Annotated in this window: 15 protein-coding genes; 10 read left to right on the top strand and 5 right to left on the bottom strand. The window is 59.1% G+C overall.

Going from position 1 to position 15,302, the window contains the following annotated elements; translation table 11 throughout:
• Positions 1–220: 220 nt before the first annotated feature.
• Complete coding sequence (locus tag B0E51_RS08045) at positions 221–1,381, bottom strand: DUF2235 domain-containing protein (protein ID WP_077444329.1); 1,161 nt, start codon at positions 1,379–1,381, stop codon at positions 221–223.
• 337 nt (positions 1,382–1,718) lie between these two features.
• Positions 1,719–2,195, bottom strand: a complete 477-nt coding sequence (gene tssD / locus B0E51_RS08040; protein ID WP_077444328.1) for a type VI secretion system tube protein TssD — start codon at positions 2,193–2,195, stop codon at positions 1,719–1,721.
• A 572-nt stretch (positions 2,196–2,767) separates the two neighbouring features.
• Between tssD and B0E51_RS08035 the strand changes: the two genes are divergently transcribed.
• From B0E51_RS08035 to B0E51_RS08020, 4 genes are all read left to right on the top strand, one after another.
• Complete coding sequence (locus B0E51_RS08035; RefSeq protein WP_143525829.1) at positions 2,768–3,850, top strand: helix-turn-helix domain-containing protein; 1,083 nt, start codon at positions 2,768–2,770, stop codon at positions 3,848–3,850.
• A 152-nt stretch (positions 3,851–4,002) separates the two neighbouring features.
• Positions 4,003–5,763: a CocE/NonD family hydrolase gene (locus B0E51_RS08030; RefSeq protein ID WP_168172602.1), complete on the top strand. Its 1,761-nt coding sequence runs from the start codon at positions 4,003–4,005 to the stop codon at positions 5,761–5,763.
• 167 nt (positions 5,764–5,930) lie between these two features.
• Positions 5,931–7,196 carry a patatin-like phospholipase family protein gene (locus B0E51_RS08025; protein ID WP_077444325.1) on the top strand — a complete coding sequence of 422 codons (1,266 nt, stop codon included), beginning with the start codon at positions 5,931–5,933 and terminating at the stop codon, positions 7,194–7,196.
• 230 nt (positions 7,197–7,426) lie between these two features.
• On the top strand, positions 7,427–7,807 hold the full coding sequence (locus tag B0E51_RS08020) for a hypothetical protein (protein ID WP_077444324.1): 381 nt from the start codon (positions 7,427–7,429) through the stop codon (positions 7,805–7,807).
• Between the two features lie 278 nt (positions 7,808–8,085).
• On the opposite strand, the gene B0E51_RS08015 is transcribed toward B0E51_RS08020, so the two are convergent.
• The gene (locus B0E51_RS08015; protein WP_077444323.1) at positions 8,086–8,337 is read right to left on the bottom strand and encodes a hypothetical protein; all 252 of its coding nucleotides are present in this window, start codon (positions 8,335–8,337) and stop codon (positions 8,086–8,088) included.
• A gap of 274 nt (positions 8,338–8,611) precedes the next feature.
• Positions 8,612–9,541, bottom strand: a complete 930-nt coding sequence (locus B0E51_RS08010) for a LysR family transcriptional regulator (protein WP_077444322.1) — start codon at positions 9,539–9,541, stop codon at positions 8,612–8,614.
• A 183-nt stretch (positions 9,542–9,724) separates the two neighbouring features.
• Here B0E51_RS08010 and B0E51_RS08005 point away from each other — a divergent pair, with 183 nt between their 5' ends.
• The 3 genes from B0E51_RS08005 to B0E51_RS07995 are packed head-to-tail and all read left to right on the top strand — an operon-like array spanning position 9,725 to position 11,492.
• Positions 9,725–10,102 (top strand): DoxX family protein, encoded by a 378-nt coding sequence (locus tag B0E51_RS08005; protein ID WP_174570616.1) that lies wholly within the window; start codon positions 9,725–9,727, stop codon positions 10,100–10,102.
• Between the two features lie 43 nt (positions 10,103–10,145).
• Complete coding sequence (locus tag B0E51_RS08000) at positions 10,146–10,745, top strand: NADPH-dependent F420 reductase (RefSeq protein ID WP_077444320.1); 600 nt, start codon at positions 10,146–10,148, stop codon at positions 10,743–10,745.
• Between the two features lie 3 nt (positions 10,746–10,748).
• Complete coding sequence (locus B0E51_RS07995) at positions 10,749–11,492, top strand: SDR family NAD(P)-dependent oxidoreductase (RefSeq protein ID WP_077444319.1); 744 nt, start codon at positions 10,749–10,751, stop codon at positions 11,490–11,492.
• Positions 11,493–11,555: 63 nt separating this feature from the next.
• Here the strand turns inward: B0E51_RS07995 and B0E51_RS07990 are convergent, their stop codons facing one another.
• Positions 11,556–12,221: a lipocalin-like domain-containing protein gene (locus B0E51_RS07990; protein ID WP_168172601.1), complete on the bottom strand. Its 666-nt coding sequence runs from the start codon at positions 12,219–12,221 to the stop codon at positions 11,556–11,558.
• Between the two features lie 34 nt (positions 12,222–12,255).
• Between B0E51_RS07990 and B0E51_RS07985 the strand changes: the two genes are divergently transcribed.
• From B0E51_RS07985 to B0E51_RS07975, 3 genes are all read left to right on the top strand, one after another.
• Positions 12,256–13,179, top strand: a complete 924-nt coding sequence (locus tag B0E51_RS07985; protein ID WP_077444318.1) for a LysR family transcriptional regulator — start codon at positions 12,256–12,258, stop codon at positions 13,177–13,179.
• 332 nt (positions 13,180–13,511) lie between these two features.
• Positions 13,512–13,892 (top strand): hypothetical protein, encoded by a 381-nt coding sequence (locus tag B0E51_RS07980; RefSeq protein ID WP_143525828.1) that lies wholly within the window; start codon positions 13,512–13,514, stop codon positions 13,890–13,892.
• A 125-nt stretch (positions 13,893–14,017) separates the two neighbouring features.
• Entirely contained in the window at positions 14,018–15,040 is a 1,023-nt protein-coding gene (locus tag B0E51_RS07975) for an alpha/beta fold hydrolase (protein ID WP_077444316.1), read from the top strand.
• Positions 15,041–15,302: the final 262 nt, after the last annotated feature.

Below are 15,302 nucleotides of genomic sequence, written 5' to 3'. Positions count from 1 at the left end.
CGTGAGGCGCTAGTGAGACGATGGTCGAATGCCAGGCTTGAAAAACTCGTGGAGCAAATACGAAAGCCGTCTCCGGCACTGCTCGATCAGATGGCTGTGGCCGCATGAAAACGTGGGGAAACCTCAGGGACGGAGGCAATTAAATGCCTTCCTTTGTCCGGTGGTGCCGGCCATGAGCAGGGTCGCGCCGTTTAATTGTCCGCGGCGACCACCATCGAGGTTACATAACCTGTATGGATGGATCGTCCGCGCGCACGGATGACTTGACGGTTTCAGGCTCGACATTGAAACGGCTTGCCCATTCCATCAAATTCCTGGGCCGGTATGACTCATTGGTCGCCCAGCGTGCGAACACGGATTCGTCGATAGTCTCGTTGACAAGGTACTTGATGCCAGCCGAGCCAACGATCGTATTCCGTCCAATTTTTCGCTGATAGGGTATGAACAAATGGAAGAGTGCGTAAATGCCGAACGCCATCTCCAGGAATGAGTTGTTGACCTTGCCTGCTTGCTCGTCAGGATCGATGGATGCACTGTCGTTGAAAACCAGGCCGCGTGCGGCTGCCTTCTGCATCAACCAGTTCAGTGGCCGCTCTGCAAGAACGTCGTCAACATAGCCACCGCCTACGTTGGCGTGAGCACCTGCAAACCACCTTTGTTCCACGTTGCCAATCGTCGGAAAGGCATACGCGCCCGTAGCCGAGGTATCGTCCTTGGAATACGGCCAAGTCCATAGTGTTGGTGCGAATGCGGCCCGGTGCTCATCGATGGCCAAGGCGTGATAGGCGGTATCGTTGTCGATCCATAGATCGGTTTGTAGGAAGTTGTATTCGGATCGGCTGATAAGTGGAATCCGCCCGAATGGGATGCCGAGTGCACCGACGGTATCCCAGACGCCGATAAACCAGATGGCGACGGGCTTTGAATACTTCTTCAACCACCGCTCTTCGGTAGTGAGCGAGGAATCCGGCTCGTGCGCCAACTGCCGGATGGAACGGATTTCCCTCTTTCGGTAGCGGGCATACAGCTGCTCCACCGATAGCGGTGAGCCGGCCATGAGGAGGCCACACTCTGAAATGAGGCCCGACAGAGCCCGTGCCGTATAGGCTCCCCGGCTGAATCCAAATATGTAGATCTGGTCGTCAGGGCTGTAATTTTCGATGAGCCATTCGTAGGCATTGATGACCTCGGCGTCGAGCCCGTAGCCGAAGGCGCCTCCCATGAGTCTTTGCCCGAAGAGCGTCCCGACGCCCTGGCTGTAGTAATTGATTTGTTCGTCGTTGGTGACGCAAAGCGACTTTGTGCGCCAGACATTCGTATTGTTCTGGACGGTATTCCAGGTGCCATCCAGGAAGAGAGCGATGCGCTTTTTGCTACTCATGTTCACCTCGAGTATGGGCTCTGCTGTCGAAGGACGGAGCGGCTCGATTTAAGGGGATGCGGGTCATCATGGCGATAGCAAAACGGGGGGTAGTCCAGGTTGAGTTTTTCTGCAGCACTCTGCCAGATGAAAACCAACCGCCCGAATCCTCGCCAGCTCCTGGGGCTCATGGATGAACCGAACAAGCCCACCCGCCACGTCGCCTCGTCTCGTCCTAAAGCCTCGTCCTGGAATAAGTGGCTCAGAGCCACTTAGTTTGCACAACCTTTTGGAGGTTGCTGGTCTAGGAGCCAGCTTCTATGGTCACTGACACCATGCTTGCAATGGGTGGCAATCACTAGTCGTTCGCATTCCAGTCATCAGCGGTTGAAGTGCTTGGCGGTGGGTTCGTGAAAGAGATGTTGCGGAAAACAAGACTCAAGTTCTCCATCTTCATCGTTGGATTCTTGGCGTGGCCATAAAAAGGCTTGACGTGTGTGATCACCGCGTCAGTCAGTACAGTTCTCCACACAACGCTCTCATGGCCGGACTTTTCGTCCGCGGCTACCTCCAGAACGACTTCCGTGAAAACCTCGTTCGACCAGTATGCCTTGAGTAGCAGAGGGGAGGCGGCGTCGACCTCCCGGGTGATGATGATGGTTTTATGATGACTCGCACCCTTTGGATTGCCGCTGTTGGAGGTCCGCGGGGCCTCCGTGGACATGCGTATAGAATGAATATCGAACCATTTATCACTACTCTTGCGTTTCGATGATTCGCCCTTGAGTTGACCCGCCTTCGATCCCTTGAAGCTGGAATAAGATTGATAGCCCATGACTGGTTATCCTCGCCTGCGAGATTTGGATTGCGGCCCATCGTCTGGCGTATTCGGCACTCCGGGAATGGCAGGAATATATGCGATGCCTGCACATGTTTAACTATGGCGGTCGCTATATGCCAAAAGAGTCAAAATTCATGGGCTGATGGTTACCCCATTTGCGGAAGTGGATTGCGTCGTCCCTGTCGGCTATCGGCAACAACCGCGCCAGTACCTGCGGCATGATCATAGTCCCAAAAACGGGGTCCGGTTGAGTTCTTCTGCAGCACCTTGCCAGCTGAAAACCAGCTGCCCGAATCCTTGCCAGCTCCTGCAGCCAACCGCTGGGACTCCGTCTTTCCAGGCAGCTCTGCGCGCGTATCCCACTCGATCCACTGATGCACAAACGAAAAGGTATCAGGGACAATTCCTGATTGGCAGCTAGCCGGCGCTTGCAGACATGGCGAAGCCATGCTCGATCGTGGACACTGGACGCCGAACTTGGCCAGGTAAATGCGCCCGTGACTTCGCCGGATTTGCTGGATTTTGCTTGCTCTGCCGTGACGCTGGGACTGACCACGCTGGCGGCGGTGCTGATCTTCGGTTCCACGCAGATCAGGGTGTCGCTCTATCTCGCTGCTTACTTCGCCTGCCTGGCAGTCGACAGCGTGGTTGGCATGGCTCTTGGCGGTTGGCGTGACGTCTTGCCTGTCGAAGCCGTCCGGTGGCTGCATGCGGTCAATGTGCCGCTTGCCTACCTTCTCGGTCCGCTGCTCTATGGCTACGCGGTTGCGCTGACCTCCCTTCCGTCCAGCCGTCACGGCAGGAAGCTCTGGCATATCGTGCCCTATGCCTGCGTACTTCTTGTTTCGGCAGGCAACGCGGTGGCGGCTTTCGATAGGTGGCCAGCCGGCATGTCGCTGGTTCGGTTCGTCTATAGCGCATGGGTGTTGCAGGGGATGATCTATCTTGTTCTTGCAGTGCATCGCACGTATCAGGCGCGCCCGTTGCTCGAGCAGGCCCATGCCGATGAGGTGGCCCTGCGCCTGACATGGTTGCGGCGCCTGCTTGCCCTGGTCGGCATCATCTGGGCTTTGGTCGCCATCGACCGGATTCCCATCGTCACTGGCATGGAGGAAAGCGCGTGGTTTGGCCCTGTGCCCGGTTGCGCGACGACTGTAACGTTGTGTGTGCTCGCGTGGTTTGGGCTACGCCAGCGTGTCCTGGTGCCACCCGATTTCGTGGAGCCGACGGCAGCTGATCCGGAGAGCCATGCCGCCGCGTATGCCCGCTCCGGGGTGGATCCCGTCCAATGCGCACAGATTGCCGACGAGTTAAGGCGATTGATGCGCAGCGAGCATCTGTATGCGGACAGCCACTTTGACCTGCAAGCATTGAGTGAGCGCAGTGGATGGTCCCCGAACTATATTTCCCAGGCTCTCAATCAGGGGCTGGGCCAGAACTTCTTCGAGTTCGTCAATGGGTTCCGCGTTGCGGCAGCAGAATCCTGCCTTGCCGACCCCACCGACAAACGGACGATTCTGGAGGTGGCACTCGCCTGCGGCTTCGGCAGCAAGTCCACCTTCAATGCCGTTTTCAAGCGGATGACAGATCGCACGCCCAGCCAGTATCGCCGCAGCCATCCCGCTTTCCCGGACGAATCGCCTGCATAAACGTCCGATCCGGCACGTTCGGACGAAAACCGGTCAGGCCTTTGTTGAAGTAGGCGCAGGTTTCGGGGGCGATCATCTGAACGTCGCCCGTTCCCCCTGTTTCTTCGTACCCAACAAGGAGTGCAGCCATGTCTGTACGCAGCGTTGCCCTGTTGTCGATCTTGCTGCTTTCATCTCCGGCGTATGCCACTACATCGGCCAGCACCAACGGCGATCCGATTGATTTTCATTGGGGCGAGAAAATTACCCTTCGCGATGGCATCAAGCTCAATGCGACGCTCTATCAGCCTCACGACCAGCGTACTCCGCTGCCCTGCGTCTTCACCCTCACACCATATGTTTCGCAGCTGTATCACGAGCGCGGCGCCTATCTCGCGGCACATGGCTACGTCTTCCTGACTATCGATGTGCGTGGACGCGGCAACTCCGAAGGGGCTTTCACGCCGCTCCTGCAAGAGGCCAAAGACGGTTTCGATATTGTCGAGTGGCTGGCCAAGCAGCCTTATTGCAATGGAAAAGTCGCCATGTGGGGCGGCTCGTATGCCGGTTACGACCAGTGGGCCACGGCCAAGGAATTTCCGCCGCATCTGGCCTCGCTCGTGCCGGTGGCATCTCCTCGCCCGGGCGTCGATTTTCCTTTTCTGCAAAACATTTACTACTCGTACGACATGCAGTGGATAACGCTGACCAGTGGGCGTACCGCGCAAGACGCGATCTTCGACGACAGCGCCTTCTGGTCGTCCATGTTCGGCCGGATGCACACGGACATGCGTCCTTTCCGTGAACTCGACACCATCGTCGGCAATCCCTCACCGACATTTCAAACCTGGCTCAGCCATCCGGAACCCGATGCCTACTGGGACAGCTACAGTCCCACACCGCAACAGTTCGCAAAAATCGATCTGCCGATCCTGACCATCACCGGCCAATACGACGACGACCAGCCAGGAGCGTTGTCGTTTTACCGCGACCACTTCCGCTATGGCTCGGTATCGGCCAAGGACAGGCACTATCTGATTATCGGTCCATGGGATCACGCCGGCACGCGCACCCCCACAGACGGGTATGCCGGCGTCAAGTTTGGCCCGGCAAGCCTTGTCGATCTGAACCGATTGCATCTGGACTGGTATGACTGGACGCTCAAGGGCGGCACGAAGCCGGCATTCCTCAAGGGCAAAGTCGCCTACTACATGCTGGGCGACGACACCGGAGAATGGCGCTACGCGGACTCGCTGGATGCCATCACATCCACCTTCCACCCGATGTACCTGACGTCAGGGGGCAACGGCAGCAACGGTGTATTTGCCTCGGGAGAACTGATGGACGTGGCGTCCAGTGCGGCGGCGAAACCGGACCACTATGTCGATGACCCGCGAGATACGACTTTTGCAGCCTGGGACAGATCTGAAACCAGCGATACCGACATGACCGACCAGAGTGGCTTGATGGCCGCTTCCGGAAAAGTCTTGGTCTATCACACGCCGCCCTTTGCCAGGGCTACGGAATTCGCAGGTTTTCCGAAACTGAGTCTGTGGCTGGCAGTGGATCAACCCGATACCGACATTGCTGCCTACCTGTATGAAATCCGGCCCGATGGCAGCAGCATCGAACTGGATTCGGAGATACTCCGGGCGCGCTACCGCGAAGATCTCCGCAAGCCCATGCCGGTCAAGCCGGGAGTGGTCGAACGCTACGACTTTGATCGCTTCCACTTCATTGCCCGACGCATTGGCAAGGGCAGCAGGCTGCGACTTGCCATCGGCCCAATGAATTCGAGATTCTTCGAGAAGAACTACAACAGTGGCGGTGTTGTAGCTGAAGAGTCGGGCAAGGACGCACGTCCCGCAATCATCATGCTGTACCACGACGCCAGGCATCCAAGTGCGTTGTACATGCCCGTGAGTGTTCGCTAAGAGGGCGGTGCGCTTGAACATTCCAACTGTCCGGGTCAGGGCCACTTGCCTGACCCCACTCTTTGGAATGAAAAGGCGGCGACGCCGCACCAGGCCATTCGCCGTAACATGGATGCACCAACAAGGCGCGCGCTCGCAATGAGCGTTGCAAGTTCGAGGAACATCCCATGCATCTCGCCAAGTCGCTTGTTTCCCTGGCATGCCTGATTTTCCTGGCCGGTTGTGTCACTCAAAGCCGCAAGCCGCCGCCTCCCACGCTCATCTCGAATGCCGCGCCTGTCGGCTTCGATGCCGGCATACGTATCGTCACGACGGATCGGCACCGCTTCGCCACCATTTCGCCGCCCATCATTCAGGGATTGCGACAAGCCGCGCACGGCGGCCCGGTCAATATTCTCGCGTTGTCGGGCGGCGGATCCGGCGGTGCGTTTGGTGCTGGCGCGCTTGCCGGCATGACGCGCGGGCAGCGGCGGCCGGACTTCCAGCTGGTTACCGGGGTGAGTGCCGGTGCGCTGATCGCTCCGTTTGCGTTTCTGGGTTCCTCGTGGGATCCCGCATTGCAGGATGCCTTCGGAGGTGAGCGGAGCTACTTGATCCACTTACCGAAGACGAGCTTTCTGGCGCGGCTTGCTTTTCCTTCCGGCCTGGGAAACCACGGGCGGCTTTATGAGCTGGTGGATCACTTCGTTACATCCCAGATGGTCGCTGCCGTGGCAGCCGAAACCTCGAAGGGGCGAAGGTTGATCGTCGCCACGACGGATCTCGACAAGCAGGAAACGGTGCTCTGGGATATGGGCGCGATTGCGGCGCATGGCGGCACCGCGGCAAGACAGCTGTTCCGCGATGTGCTCGTCGCATCCGCGAGTGTACCGGGCATGTTCCCGCCCGTGATTATCCACGTCAGCGATGGGGCTCATGACTACGACGAACTGCATGTGGATGGCAGCGTGACCACGCCCTTTTTCATCACCCCGCTGGTCGCCGATGTCGTATCGACGAGTCTCGATCAACTGAACGGATCGAACGTCTATGTGATCGTCAACAGCCAGCTGGCCAGCCCGCCGCATGAATCGTCGCTTGAGACCATCGAACTTCTCGGCAGGAGCTTCTCTGCGCAACTGATGTACAAGACGAAGGAAACGATTGCCCTCGTCGACAGCGTGACCAGAGAGCATCACATGCAGCTTCGGATTGCCGTGATACCCGCAGACTATCCCGGTCACAGCTTCGCCGATTTCCGCTTGCAGAGCTTGCAGCGGCTTTTCGATTACGGCGCCGACTGCGCCGCTCGCGGACTGTTGTGGGCAACACCCGAACAAGGTATTCGGCGGGACCAGGCCGCCATTGTCGGTAGCCCGCATGCTGTCGCGTCTTGTCCGGGCTCGGTTGCTACGTCATCGGGACCCGATGACGCTATGCAGCCACCAAGGTAGCCCTTGTTTCCAACGCACAAGCGATTGTTACGTAAGTCTGGCGGATGGCATCTCGCACGATAGATGGCGCCTGCGTGTCATTCGAGCCGTCAACGGGGCGTACGAGAAGAAGGGCCGTCGCAACGGTTAGCGTCGGCAGTCGTTCAACCCCGGCGATGCCAGTTCCATGAGTATCAACAATAAATGTCAACCTCGGTTACAGTGCGTCAAATCACTGCGGAGGCTGAGTCATGAGTAAAGACAAGTCGCATAAAAAAGACAAGCTGAAAAATAACGATCTGTTTTCGTTGATGCTGGAGCAGAGTGAAATCTTCAGGAACATGGTGGCGCACTTTCAGAGTGCCTGGACACCAAAAGCGTTCTCGAACAAGCATGATGAGTCGGCCAACATTCCTCAGGCTTCGGAGAAGGCGATTTCCAAGAAGCGGATTCGGACCGACAAGTCCGTGAGGAAAGCCGTAGCGAAGGCGGTGCCGGTCGCGAAAAATCCAGCAACTGCAGCCAGGAAGACCGGTGTAAAGAAGGCTCCAGGTGCGACGAAATCGAAGCCTGTCGTGGCAAAGAAGAGTGCAGTCAAAGCGGCTCGACATTCGACCAAGAAAGCTCGCTAAAGAGATAGCAGGCTTGTCTGCCTGAGTCATTCTTTCGCAGCTGGCAACTACCCTGACTAAAGTGAAATCCGCTCGTTCGCTGCATCGCCTGACGGACAGACTGGGTTGGCGACAGGATCTGCAGGTGCATTGATCGAACATCCGACATGTTGCGGAGCCAATGCTGGCGAAGGAGCTCCGCAGTCGAATCGACCATGAGGTTGGACGTGCGAGGCTGCAAGCAAGCGTCCAGCCGGTCCTGGTGGTGTTGAATGGCCGACTCAATGGTGAAATCGCGTTTACGTCAAGGCGACCGCCGACGCAAAAGTGATTGCCCAGAGCGATAGTTGGATCGCCAGCGTAGGCAAGATTCTCCGAGCGCGATGACGGCCCGGTGCGGCAAACCAGAACATGATGGGGATCTGTCCGAACATCAACAGCATGGCGATGTGATCTGCCGTGCCTTCGTCATGGTGAAGCGCATGAAGGCCGTGCTTCCATAAATCAAAGCCCACCGTCACAAGCACGATGGCTGACATGATGATAGGCATGGCACCATCCCATCCCCGAATTGGAGAATCTTCGGCGAGCGGTGGGCGACGTGTAGAGGCCAAGGACATGAGGTCACTCCCTAGCGGAAACCATACCCGCGGTACATGACGACGGGATTGCGCACCGGGATGCCTGTCCGTGACGCGTGCGAATCGTCGGAGGCAGTGCCTCGCCACATGGCGTGCGGGAGACGTGCATGAAAGTGGGCGCCGGTGATGACTTCACCCTATCGCCATTGTGAATGGCGCCATGCGCATCGAGCATGGTAGCCACCTAGCGCCGCCGATTCCGAATGGTCATCCAGCGATCCCAGGGCGGATCACCGGTGAACTCCTGTTGCAGGAATTCCGTGAACGTGTGGACCTTCGCGGACACGAATCGGCGCGTCGGGTAGATGATCATCGCGTCGGTATGCGGTGGGCGCCATTTAGGCAGCAGCGGCACCAGGTCGCCGCGCGCAAGATCGTCGCCGACGATGAAAGTGGGCAGCATGACGATCCCTTGTGCCGCAAGCGCGGCACTCCGGAGCAGATCGCCACTGTCGGCACGAAAATCCCCGCCAACGCGAACGGTAACGACACCATCCGCGCCCTCGAGCGGCCAGCGACCCTCGAACCCTCCGCTTGGCAACGTAAGGCAGTTGTGTTCTGCCAGGTCCTGCGGCGTGCGTGGCGTGCCGTGGCGCTTGAGATAGTCCGGCGCCGCGCAAACCGCCAGCCGCACCACCGTCAGCCGACGTGCCACATAGGTGGGAGGAATCTCCAGCGACAGGCGCAGGGCGAGATCGAAGCCTTCCTCGATCAGGTCGACGCGCCGATCCGTGGCATGCACTTCGAGTTCCACCTCCGGATACTTCACGCGGTAGCGGGGGAATAGCTCGGCCAGGTGACGAACACCAAACGAGAGCGGCACGCTGATGCGCAGCCGCCCTCGCGGTGTCGTCGTTGCCGAGCCGACCTCGGCTTCCGCTTCCTGCAGGTCGGTCAGCAATTGCGTCGCGCGTTCGATGAAGCGATGGCCGGCATCGGTCAGGTGAAGCCGGCGCGTCGTTCGCTGCAGCAGGCGGGTGCCGAGATGCTCTTCGAGCTCGGCGATCAGTCGTGACACCGAGGTAGTCGACATGCCGAGTTTCTCGGCACCGCGCACGAAGCTGCCGGCCTCGACCACTTTCGAGAATGCCTGCATCGAGAGAAATCGGTCCATAAGACTATCCCGTTTTTTGGGATAAATATTGCCATGAAAAGCTATTTATCCGCCAATTCGGGATTCTTAGTATGTCTCCACCGTTTCACCCAACCCCTGGAGATAGCCATGAACGCTTCAACTTTCGCTTCCACGAAAACCGGTTCCACGAAAATCAGCGCGGATACCACGTCTTCCAGCACCATGCTTCGCGATGCCGCGGAACTCGGCGGTCGCATCCTGCTGTCATCGCTGTTCGTGCTCTCCGGCCTGAGCAAGATTGGCGCCTACGCCGCCACCGTTGGCTACATGTCCGCCATGGGCGTTCCTGGCGCTTTGCTACCGGTGGTGATCGCCACCGAGCTTCTCGGCGGCGTGGCCATTGCCTTCGGCTGGAAGACGCGTGTCACGGCGTTCCTGCTCGCTGGCTATACCGTGCTGACGGCGCTCTTGTTCCATAACAACTTCGCCGATCAGACCCAGATGATCATGTTCCTCAAGAACGTCTCGATCGCCGGCGCCTTCCTGCTGCTGACGGTCAATGGTGCAGGCCGGTTCAGCCTCGACGGCAAGTCGCGCTGATCCTTCGCATCCATCCCATCGACAGTCCATCAGGAGATATTCCATGAGCTACGCCATCATCGGGTCGGGCGCCATCGGGGGCGCCCTCGCCAAGCAATTCGCCCGCGGCAAGATCAAGGCCGTCATTGCCAATCGTCGCGGAACGGCTTCGCTGGAGGATGCGCTGCAAGCCTTTGCTCCTACGGTAAGTGCAACAGAAACCGCCGACGCACTGGATGCGGACGTGATCATCCTCGCCATCCCGTTCGGGGCAGCGGGGGAGGTCGCCAAGTTGCGCAGCGACTGGGCCGGCAAGATCGTGGTGGATGCCACCAACGCGATCGAGTTTCCCGCCTTCAGGCCACTGGATCTTGGCGGCCGTCCCTCGAGTCAGGTGGTGGCGGCGCAGTTCAAGGGCGCCAAGGTCGTCAAGGCGTTCAACACGTTGCCGGCGGCGGTGCTCGCGGATGAGCCGCGCCGGAGCGAGGGCCATCGCACGATCTTCGTTTCGGGCGACCACGCCGATGCCAACGAGAAAGTCGCATCGCTCGCCACCTTGCTTGGCTTCAGTCCCATCATCCTGGGCCGTCTTGACGAAGGTGGTTTGCTGCAACAGTTCGGTGGCCCGCTGACGCTGCGCAGCCTGATCCATCAACAGGCCTGAGTCATGAACAGTTCGACTAGAACCCACGAAGGACGGACGGCACTCGTGACCGGTGCCGGGCAAGGCATTGGGCAAGCGATCGCCATCGCCTTGGCAAGACGAGGGGCACGAGTGATCGCGACCGACCTCACGGCCCCGGATGCAACCGTCAGCAAGATCGGTTCGAACGCATTCGCCCTGCAACTCGATGTGACGCAGGAAGACGATTGGCGTGCGGCATCCCTGCAGAGCCGTGAGATTGGCGACGTCGATATCGTCGTGAACAACGCCGGCTATTTCCCCCATCGGCTGATCGACGAGCTGGATCTGCCGACGTGGCGAAGGACCATGGCCACGAACCTGGACTCGCACTTCCTTAGCGTGAAGTATTTCCTGCCGGCGATGAGAAAGAAGAAGTGGGGTCGTTTTGTCGGCATCTCGTCGAACATGGTGGGTCTGGCCATACCCGGCATGAGTCACTACATCGCTTCGAAAATGGCGATCATTGGATTCATGCGTGGCTTGGCCAACGACGTCGCCAGCGACGGCATCACCGCGAACGCGTTATTGCCCGGCCTGATCAATACGCTGGCAACCGCACCGCAATCGGAAGAGCAAAAGCGCTCGACCTGGGAGCAGCAGGCGATCAAGCGATTGGGCGAACCCGAAGACATCACCGGTGCGGTTCTGTTCCTGACCGGCGACGATGCGGCCTTCATGACCGGGCAGGCCATGGTCGTGGATGGCGGTCAGTATCGCGTCGGTTGATCGCCGGGCAGGGAAGTATCTGGATCAAAGCCACTTCCCTGTCGCCATTCTCTGGCTTGGCCGTTATGAGCGAACCCGCCGCCACACGACCTCACCATGGGCGCCCTCGGCCGCACCGCTCGACGGCTTGGCCACGCGATAGGTCAATTCATCGCCGTTGATGGTGTAGCCCGAGTCGCCGCTCTTGCCATCCCAGTTCGGGAACGAGGCGTGCAGGATCTGGCTGTGCATGACCATGGCGTCGGCGTTGACGTGGCCGTAGTGGGCATTGCTGTCCATCGAGGCGGCACGGTACTCGTCCGGGGTTCCCTTGGATTTGTCATTCGCCGCGAATGGCATTCGCTTCGCCCGCACGATCTGCATCATGTAGTCGCCCTGCGCATCGATAAGCCACATGCCTTCCGGGTGGGGGCCGTACAGCTCCACGCGGTGACCATCCGGGTAGACGTTGTCGCAGCGGACGAGGGTCCAGGCGCCGATCAGTTCCCTGGGCACCATCGCATGATCGCTGGCACTTTCACTGTGTTTCATCGCCGCGTCCTGGGCGGCTGCGGCGGTCGGGATCGACGAGGCGATCATCGGGGCGAGCAAAGAGGCGAGCAGCAGGAGTTTTACGCGGGACATGGCGATACCTTGAGTGGGTGGGGTAGGTGGCATCGTCTCCCGCGCTTCCCATTTTGATAATAGGCTTTGATTTTTATTGATCTTCAAATGCCATTTGAAGATCATCCGTCTTTGCCTTCTGCGCTTGGGACCTGACCCCATGAACCGCCTCAGCGACATGCAGCTCCTCGTCGATGCGGCCGACCTCAGCAGCCTGTCGGCTGCCGGGCGTCGTGCAGGGCTCTCGCCTGCCGCCGCCAGTGCCTGTCTGCAACGGGTCGAGGCCATGCTCGGTGCGCGGCTCTTCGAACGCACGAGTCGTCAATTGCGCCTGACTGATGAGGGGCGCATCTACATCGCATCCTGTCGGGTCGCCATCGAGACCATGCGGGAGGCCGAGCGCGCGGTTCGCAGCGGCACCGACGGTGTAAGCGGGACGCTGCGTGTATCGGCGCCTTCCGACCTGGGGCGCAACCTGCTGGTCGACATCCTCGACAGTTTCATGGGCCTCCACCCGGAGGTGCGCATTGTCCTGACGCTATCGGATTCGCTCTCGCGTTTCGTGCCGGATGACATCGACGTAGCCATCCGCGTCGGTCCATTGGAGGACAGCGATCTTGTCGCGCGTCATCTTGCCGACAGCTGGCGCGTGGTCTGCGCTTCGCCAACATGTATCGCGACTTGTGGAATGCCAAGGCATCCCGAGGATCTCGTCGAATTGCCGACGCTGGTACTGACCACGAATGCCGGGCCACGCAATGAGTGGCGTCTTGGCGAAGCAGTGGTGCGGGTTCGGCGATATCACGAATGCACTGACAGCGAAGTCATCCGCAAGTGGGCTGTTCTCGGTCGCGGGTTCGCCTACCGGCAGCTTTGGGCGGTGGCGGCGGATGTACGCGAAGGCCGGTTGGTGCTCGTCAACGCACCAGCGTGGTCTGCCCCCACGCCGATCCATGCGATGTACCACCCGAACGTCTTTCAGCCGCCACGTGTACGCCGGTTCGTCGACTTTCTGCACGCTGAGTTGGCTAAGCGGCTTCCGTCAAATGCCGACGACGCAACGGCGTTTTCATCGGCAGGATGATCGCGCCGCTAGCTGCGAAGTCGGCTTCCCGGAGGATTTCAGGGGCTGGAAAAGGTGTCGGTGGCAATTCCTGAAAGATGTCGGGGACGGATCGGTTCCAGTCGTGGATCGAAGCCAGTGCAGGCCATTTCGCCGCGGAGCGGCTAGTCGGTTGTCAACCGCGTTCCTCGAATTGCAGCTGATGTCATTCTTGAACCCCTTCCGAAGGTCAGTTGGCTCATCGTTGCACCTTGCATCACATGCTCGTATCGTCGGCGAGGCAAGTCGGGGGACTTGCCCAGATTTTCCAGATAACCCGTGCACAGATAACCCTGAACTGCATCGAGGTTGAAATGAAAAACAGATTTCTTCCCACGTGTCGCTTAAGCGGTGCGGTTTTGTGTGTGGCCTTGGGTTTGGTCAGCCCGACTTGGGGGCAGCAGGCTGGATGCCGGCCGGGGGATATCGAAATCGGACGCCAGGAGACCGCCGAGGAGAGCATCCTCTACTGTTCCCACGTGAGCTGCGCAGAGATATCCAAGCGCGTGCAGCAGGACAATGCGGCGCAGAAAACTCTGCTGCACGCACCCGCGGACAGTAAGAGCTCCTTGGCCGAGTGCAAGCTGGACCGGCTGACCAAAATCGATGTGCGCAACATGAATGTATGCAACGGCAAACTGCCAGACCCGAATGCCCCTGATCCGCATGACATACGGTGCAATCCTCAGCCGTAGCAGCATAGGTGTCGCCACTCTTTGATTTTTGTGGTTGTCTCGATGGGCAGGCAAGTTCACGCCAGGCTTGACTGCAAAGCGCTACGGTCTGTTTGCACGCTGGCGAATGACTAAAGGGGGCGGTGATGGAATACATGATCACCTTGCGCAAGACCAATGACTCCGACGGAGTAGGGCCGGCGCGTTACTTGACCTTTACGGATGAGTCGGGCCCGGAACAGGCTCTGCGGCAACCTGCCTGGGTGGCAAGCATCATCGAGTCCTTTTCGCCGGATGCATCGAATTCTTTGGGGCATCCCGACCGCACGGGCGACATTCTTTTTCTGGTGCACGGTTTCAATGTGAGCCACCAGGCGGCAAAAGCATTCCATCTGAAATGCGTCGACCAGCTGCAAAAGCAGGGATGGGTCGGGCGCGTAATCAGCTATGACTGGCCGTCGGACGGGCTGGTTTTCGCCTATCTGCCGGATCGCGTCAACGCGCGTGCCGCCGCATCAACATTGGTGAGCGGTGCGATCTCCGTGCTTGAAGCGGCGCAGAAGAAGCAATGCACGATCAACGTCCATGTTCTTGCGCATTCCATGGGATGCTTCGTCGTGCAGCAGGCTTTTACCTGGTCGTATCAGGACGTGGCGGCGGACTGGAAAGTGGGTCAGCTGATGTTTGCTGCCGCCGATGTCGACTACACGGTGTTCGAGGCGGGCAACCCCAGCGCAACGGCGTTCCTCCAGCATGCAGGCAGGCTGACGGCTTACTGCAACGCCTACGACAAGGCGTTACTCATTTCGAATACCAAGCGCCTTGAGCTTGCCCCGCGCATGGGGCGCGTGGGCTTGCCGGATGCTGCGCCGCCCATGATGTGCGAGGTCAATTGCAGCGCACTGTTCCAGTCGGTCTGCCCCAATATCCAGGGTGATCTCAGTCCGACCCTGACGCATTGCTTCTACTTCGATCAGCAGCCGTTCTGGCGTGATGTCGTCCTGACCCTTGGCGGCGGCATCGATCGCAGCGCCTTTCCGGCGCGTGGTCAGGACTCCGGCAATTCATTGGCCAACCGGTTCGAACTCGACCCGAAAGGCCTCAGCGATGATGCCTATCGGATGGCGCTTATGCAGGCAGCGACCAGTCCATCCATTCGGATCATCTGACGTGGCAAAAAGCGAAACGCCAGTCGTTCTGGATCATGCCGGATGTTTGCGTTGTCACATGAGGCATGTTGTGGTGAGTCGAGGACATGCATGTCGAACATGCTTTGCGTTTGAGCCGTTTCGTCGAGAATCAATGTGCGTAACCAGGTTCGACAAGAGCAGTGGCTGTGCTCGAAGGATCGTGGAGGCAATTCGGCAGCAGTCCCATACCGACTTTCGTAATGCCAGCTCTCTGTCGGTGCTGGCAGGCTTTACTTCCGAG

It is taken from the genome of Rhodanobacter sp. C05 (assembly GCF_002001165.1).
Classification (GTDB): Bacteria; Pseudomonadota; Gammaproteobacteria; order Xanthomonadales; family Rhodanobacteraceae; genus Rhodanobacter.
Note: the sequence above shows the minus strand (reverse complement) of the source record. Positions and strands in the feature narration are given on the sequence as shown.

Coding starts and splice junctions, on each gene's coding strand:
- B0E51_RS08045 (WP_077444329.1), bottom strand. CDS start 1,381: ATGAGTAGCAAAAAGCGCATCGCTCTCTTCCTGGATGGCACCTGGAAT.
- tssD (WP_077444328.1), bottom strand. CDS start 2,195: ATGGGCTATCAATCTTATTCCAGCTTCAAGGGATCGAAGGCGGGTCAA.
- B0E51_RS08025 (WP_077444325.1), top strand. CDS start 5,931: ATGCATCTCGCCAAGTCGCTTGTTTCCCTGGCATGCCTGATTTTCCTG.
- B0E51_RS08020 (WP_077444324.1), top strand. CDS start 7,427: ATGAGTAAAGACAAGTCGCATAAAAAAGACAAGCTGAAAAATAACGAT.
- B0E51_RS08015 (WP_077444323.1), bottom strand. CDS start 8,337: ATGCCTATCATCATGTCAGCCATCGTGCTTGTGACGGTGGGCTTTGAT.
- B0E51_RS08010 (WP_077444322.1), bottom strand. CDS start 9,541: ATGGACCGATTTCTCTCGATGCAGGCATTCTCGAAAGTGGTCGAGGCC.
- B0E51_RS08005 (WP_174570616.1), top strand. CDS start 9,725: ATGCTTCGCGATGCCGCGGAACTCGGCGGTCGCATCCTGCTGTCATCG.
- B0E51_RS08000 (WP_077444320.1), top strand. CDS start 10,146: ATGAGCTACGCCATCATCGGGTCGGGCGCCATCGGGGGCGCCCTCGCC.
- B0E51_RS07995 (WP_077444319.1), top strand. CDS start 10,749: ATGAACAGTTCGACTAGAACCCACGAAGGACGGACGGCACTCGTGACC.
- B0E51_RS07990 (WP_168172601.1), bottom strand. CDS start 12,221: ATGATCTTCAAATGGCATTTGAAGATCAATAAAAATCAAAGCCTATTA.
- B0E51_RS07985 (WP_077444318.1), top strand. CDS start 12,256: ATGAACCGCCTCAGCGACATGCAGCTCCTCGTCGATGCGGCCGACCTC.
- B0E51_RS07980 (WP_143525828.1), top strand. CDS start 13,512: ATGAAAAACAGATTTCTTCCCACGTGTCGCTTAAGCGGTGCGGTTTTG.
- B0E51_RS07975 (WP_077444316.1), top strand. CDS start 14,018: ATGGAATACATGATCACCTTGCGCAAGACCAATGACTCCGACGGAGTA.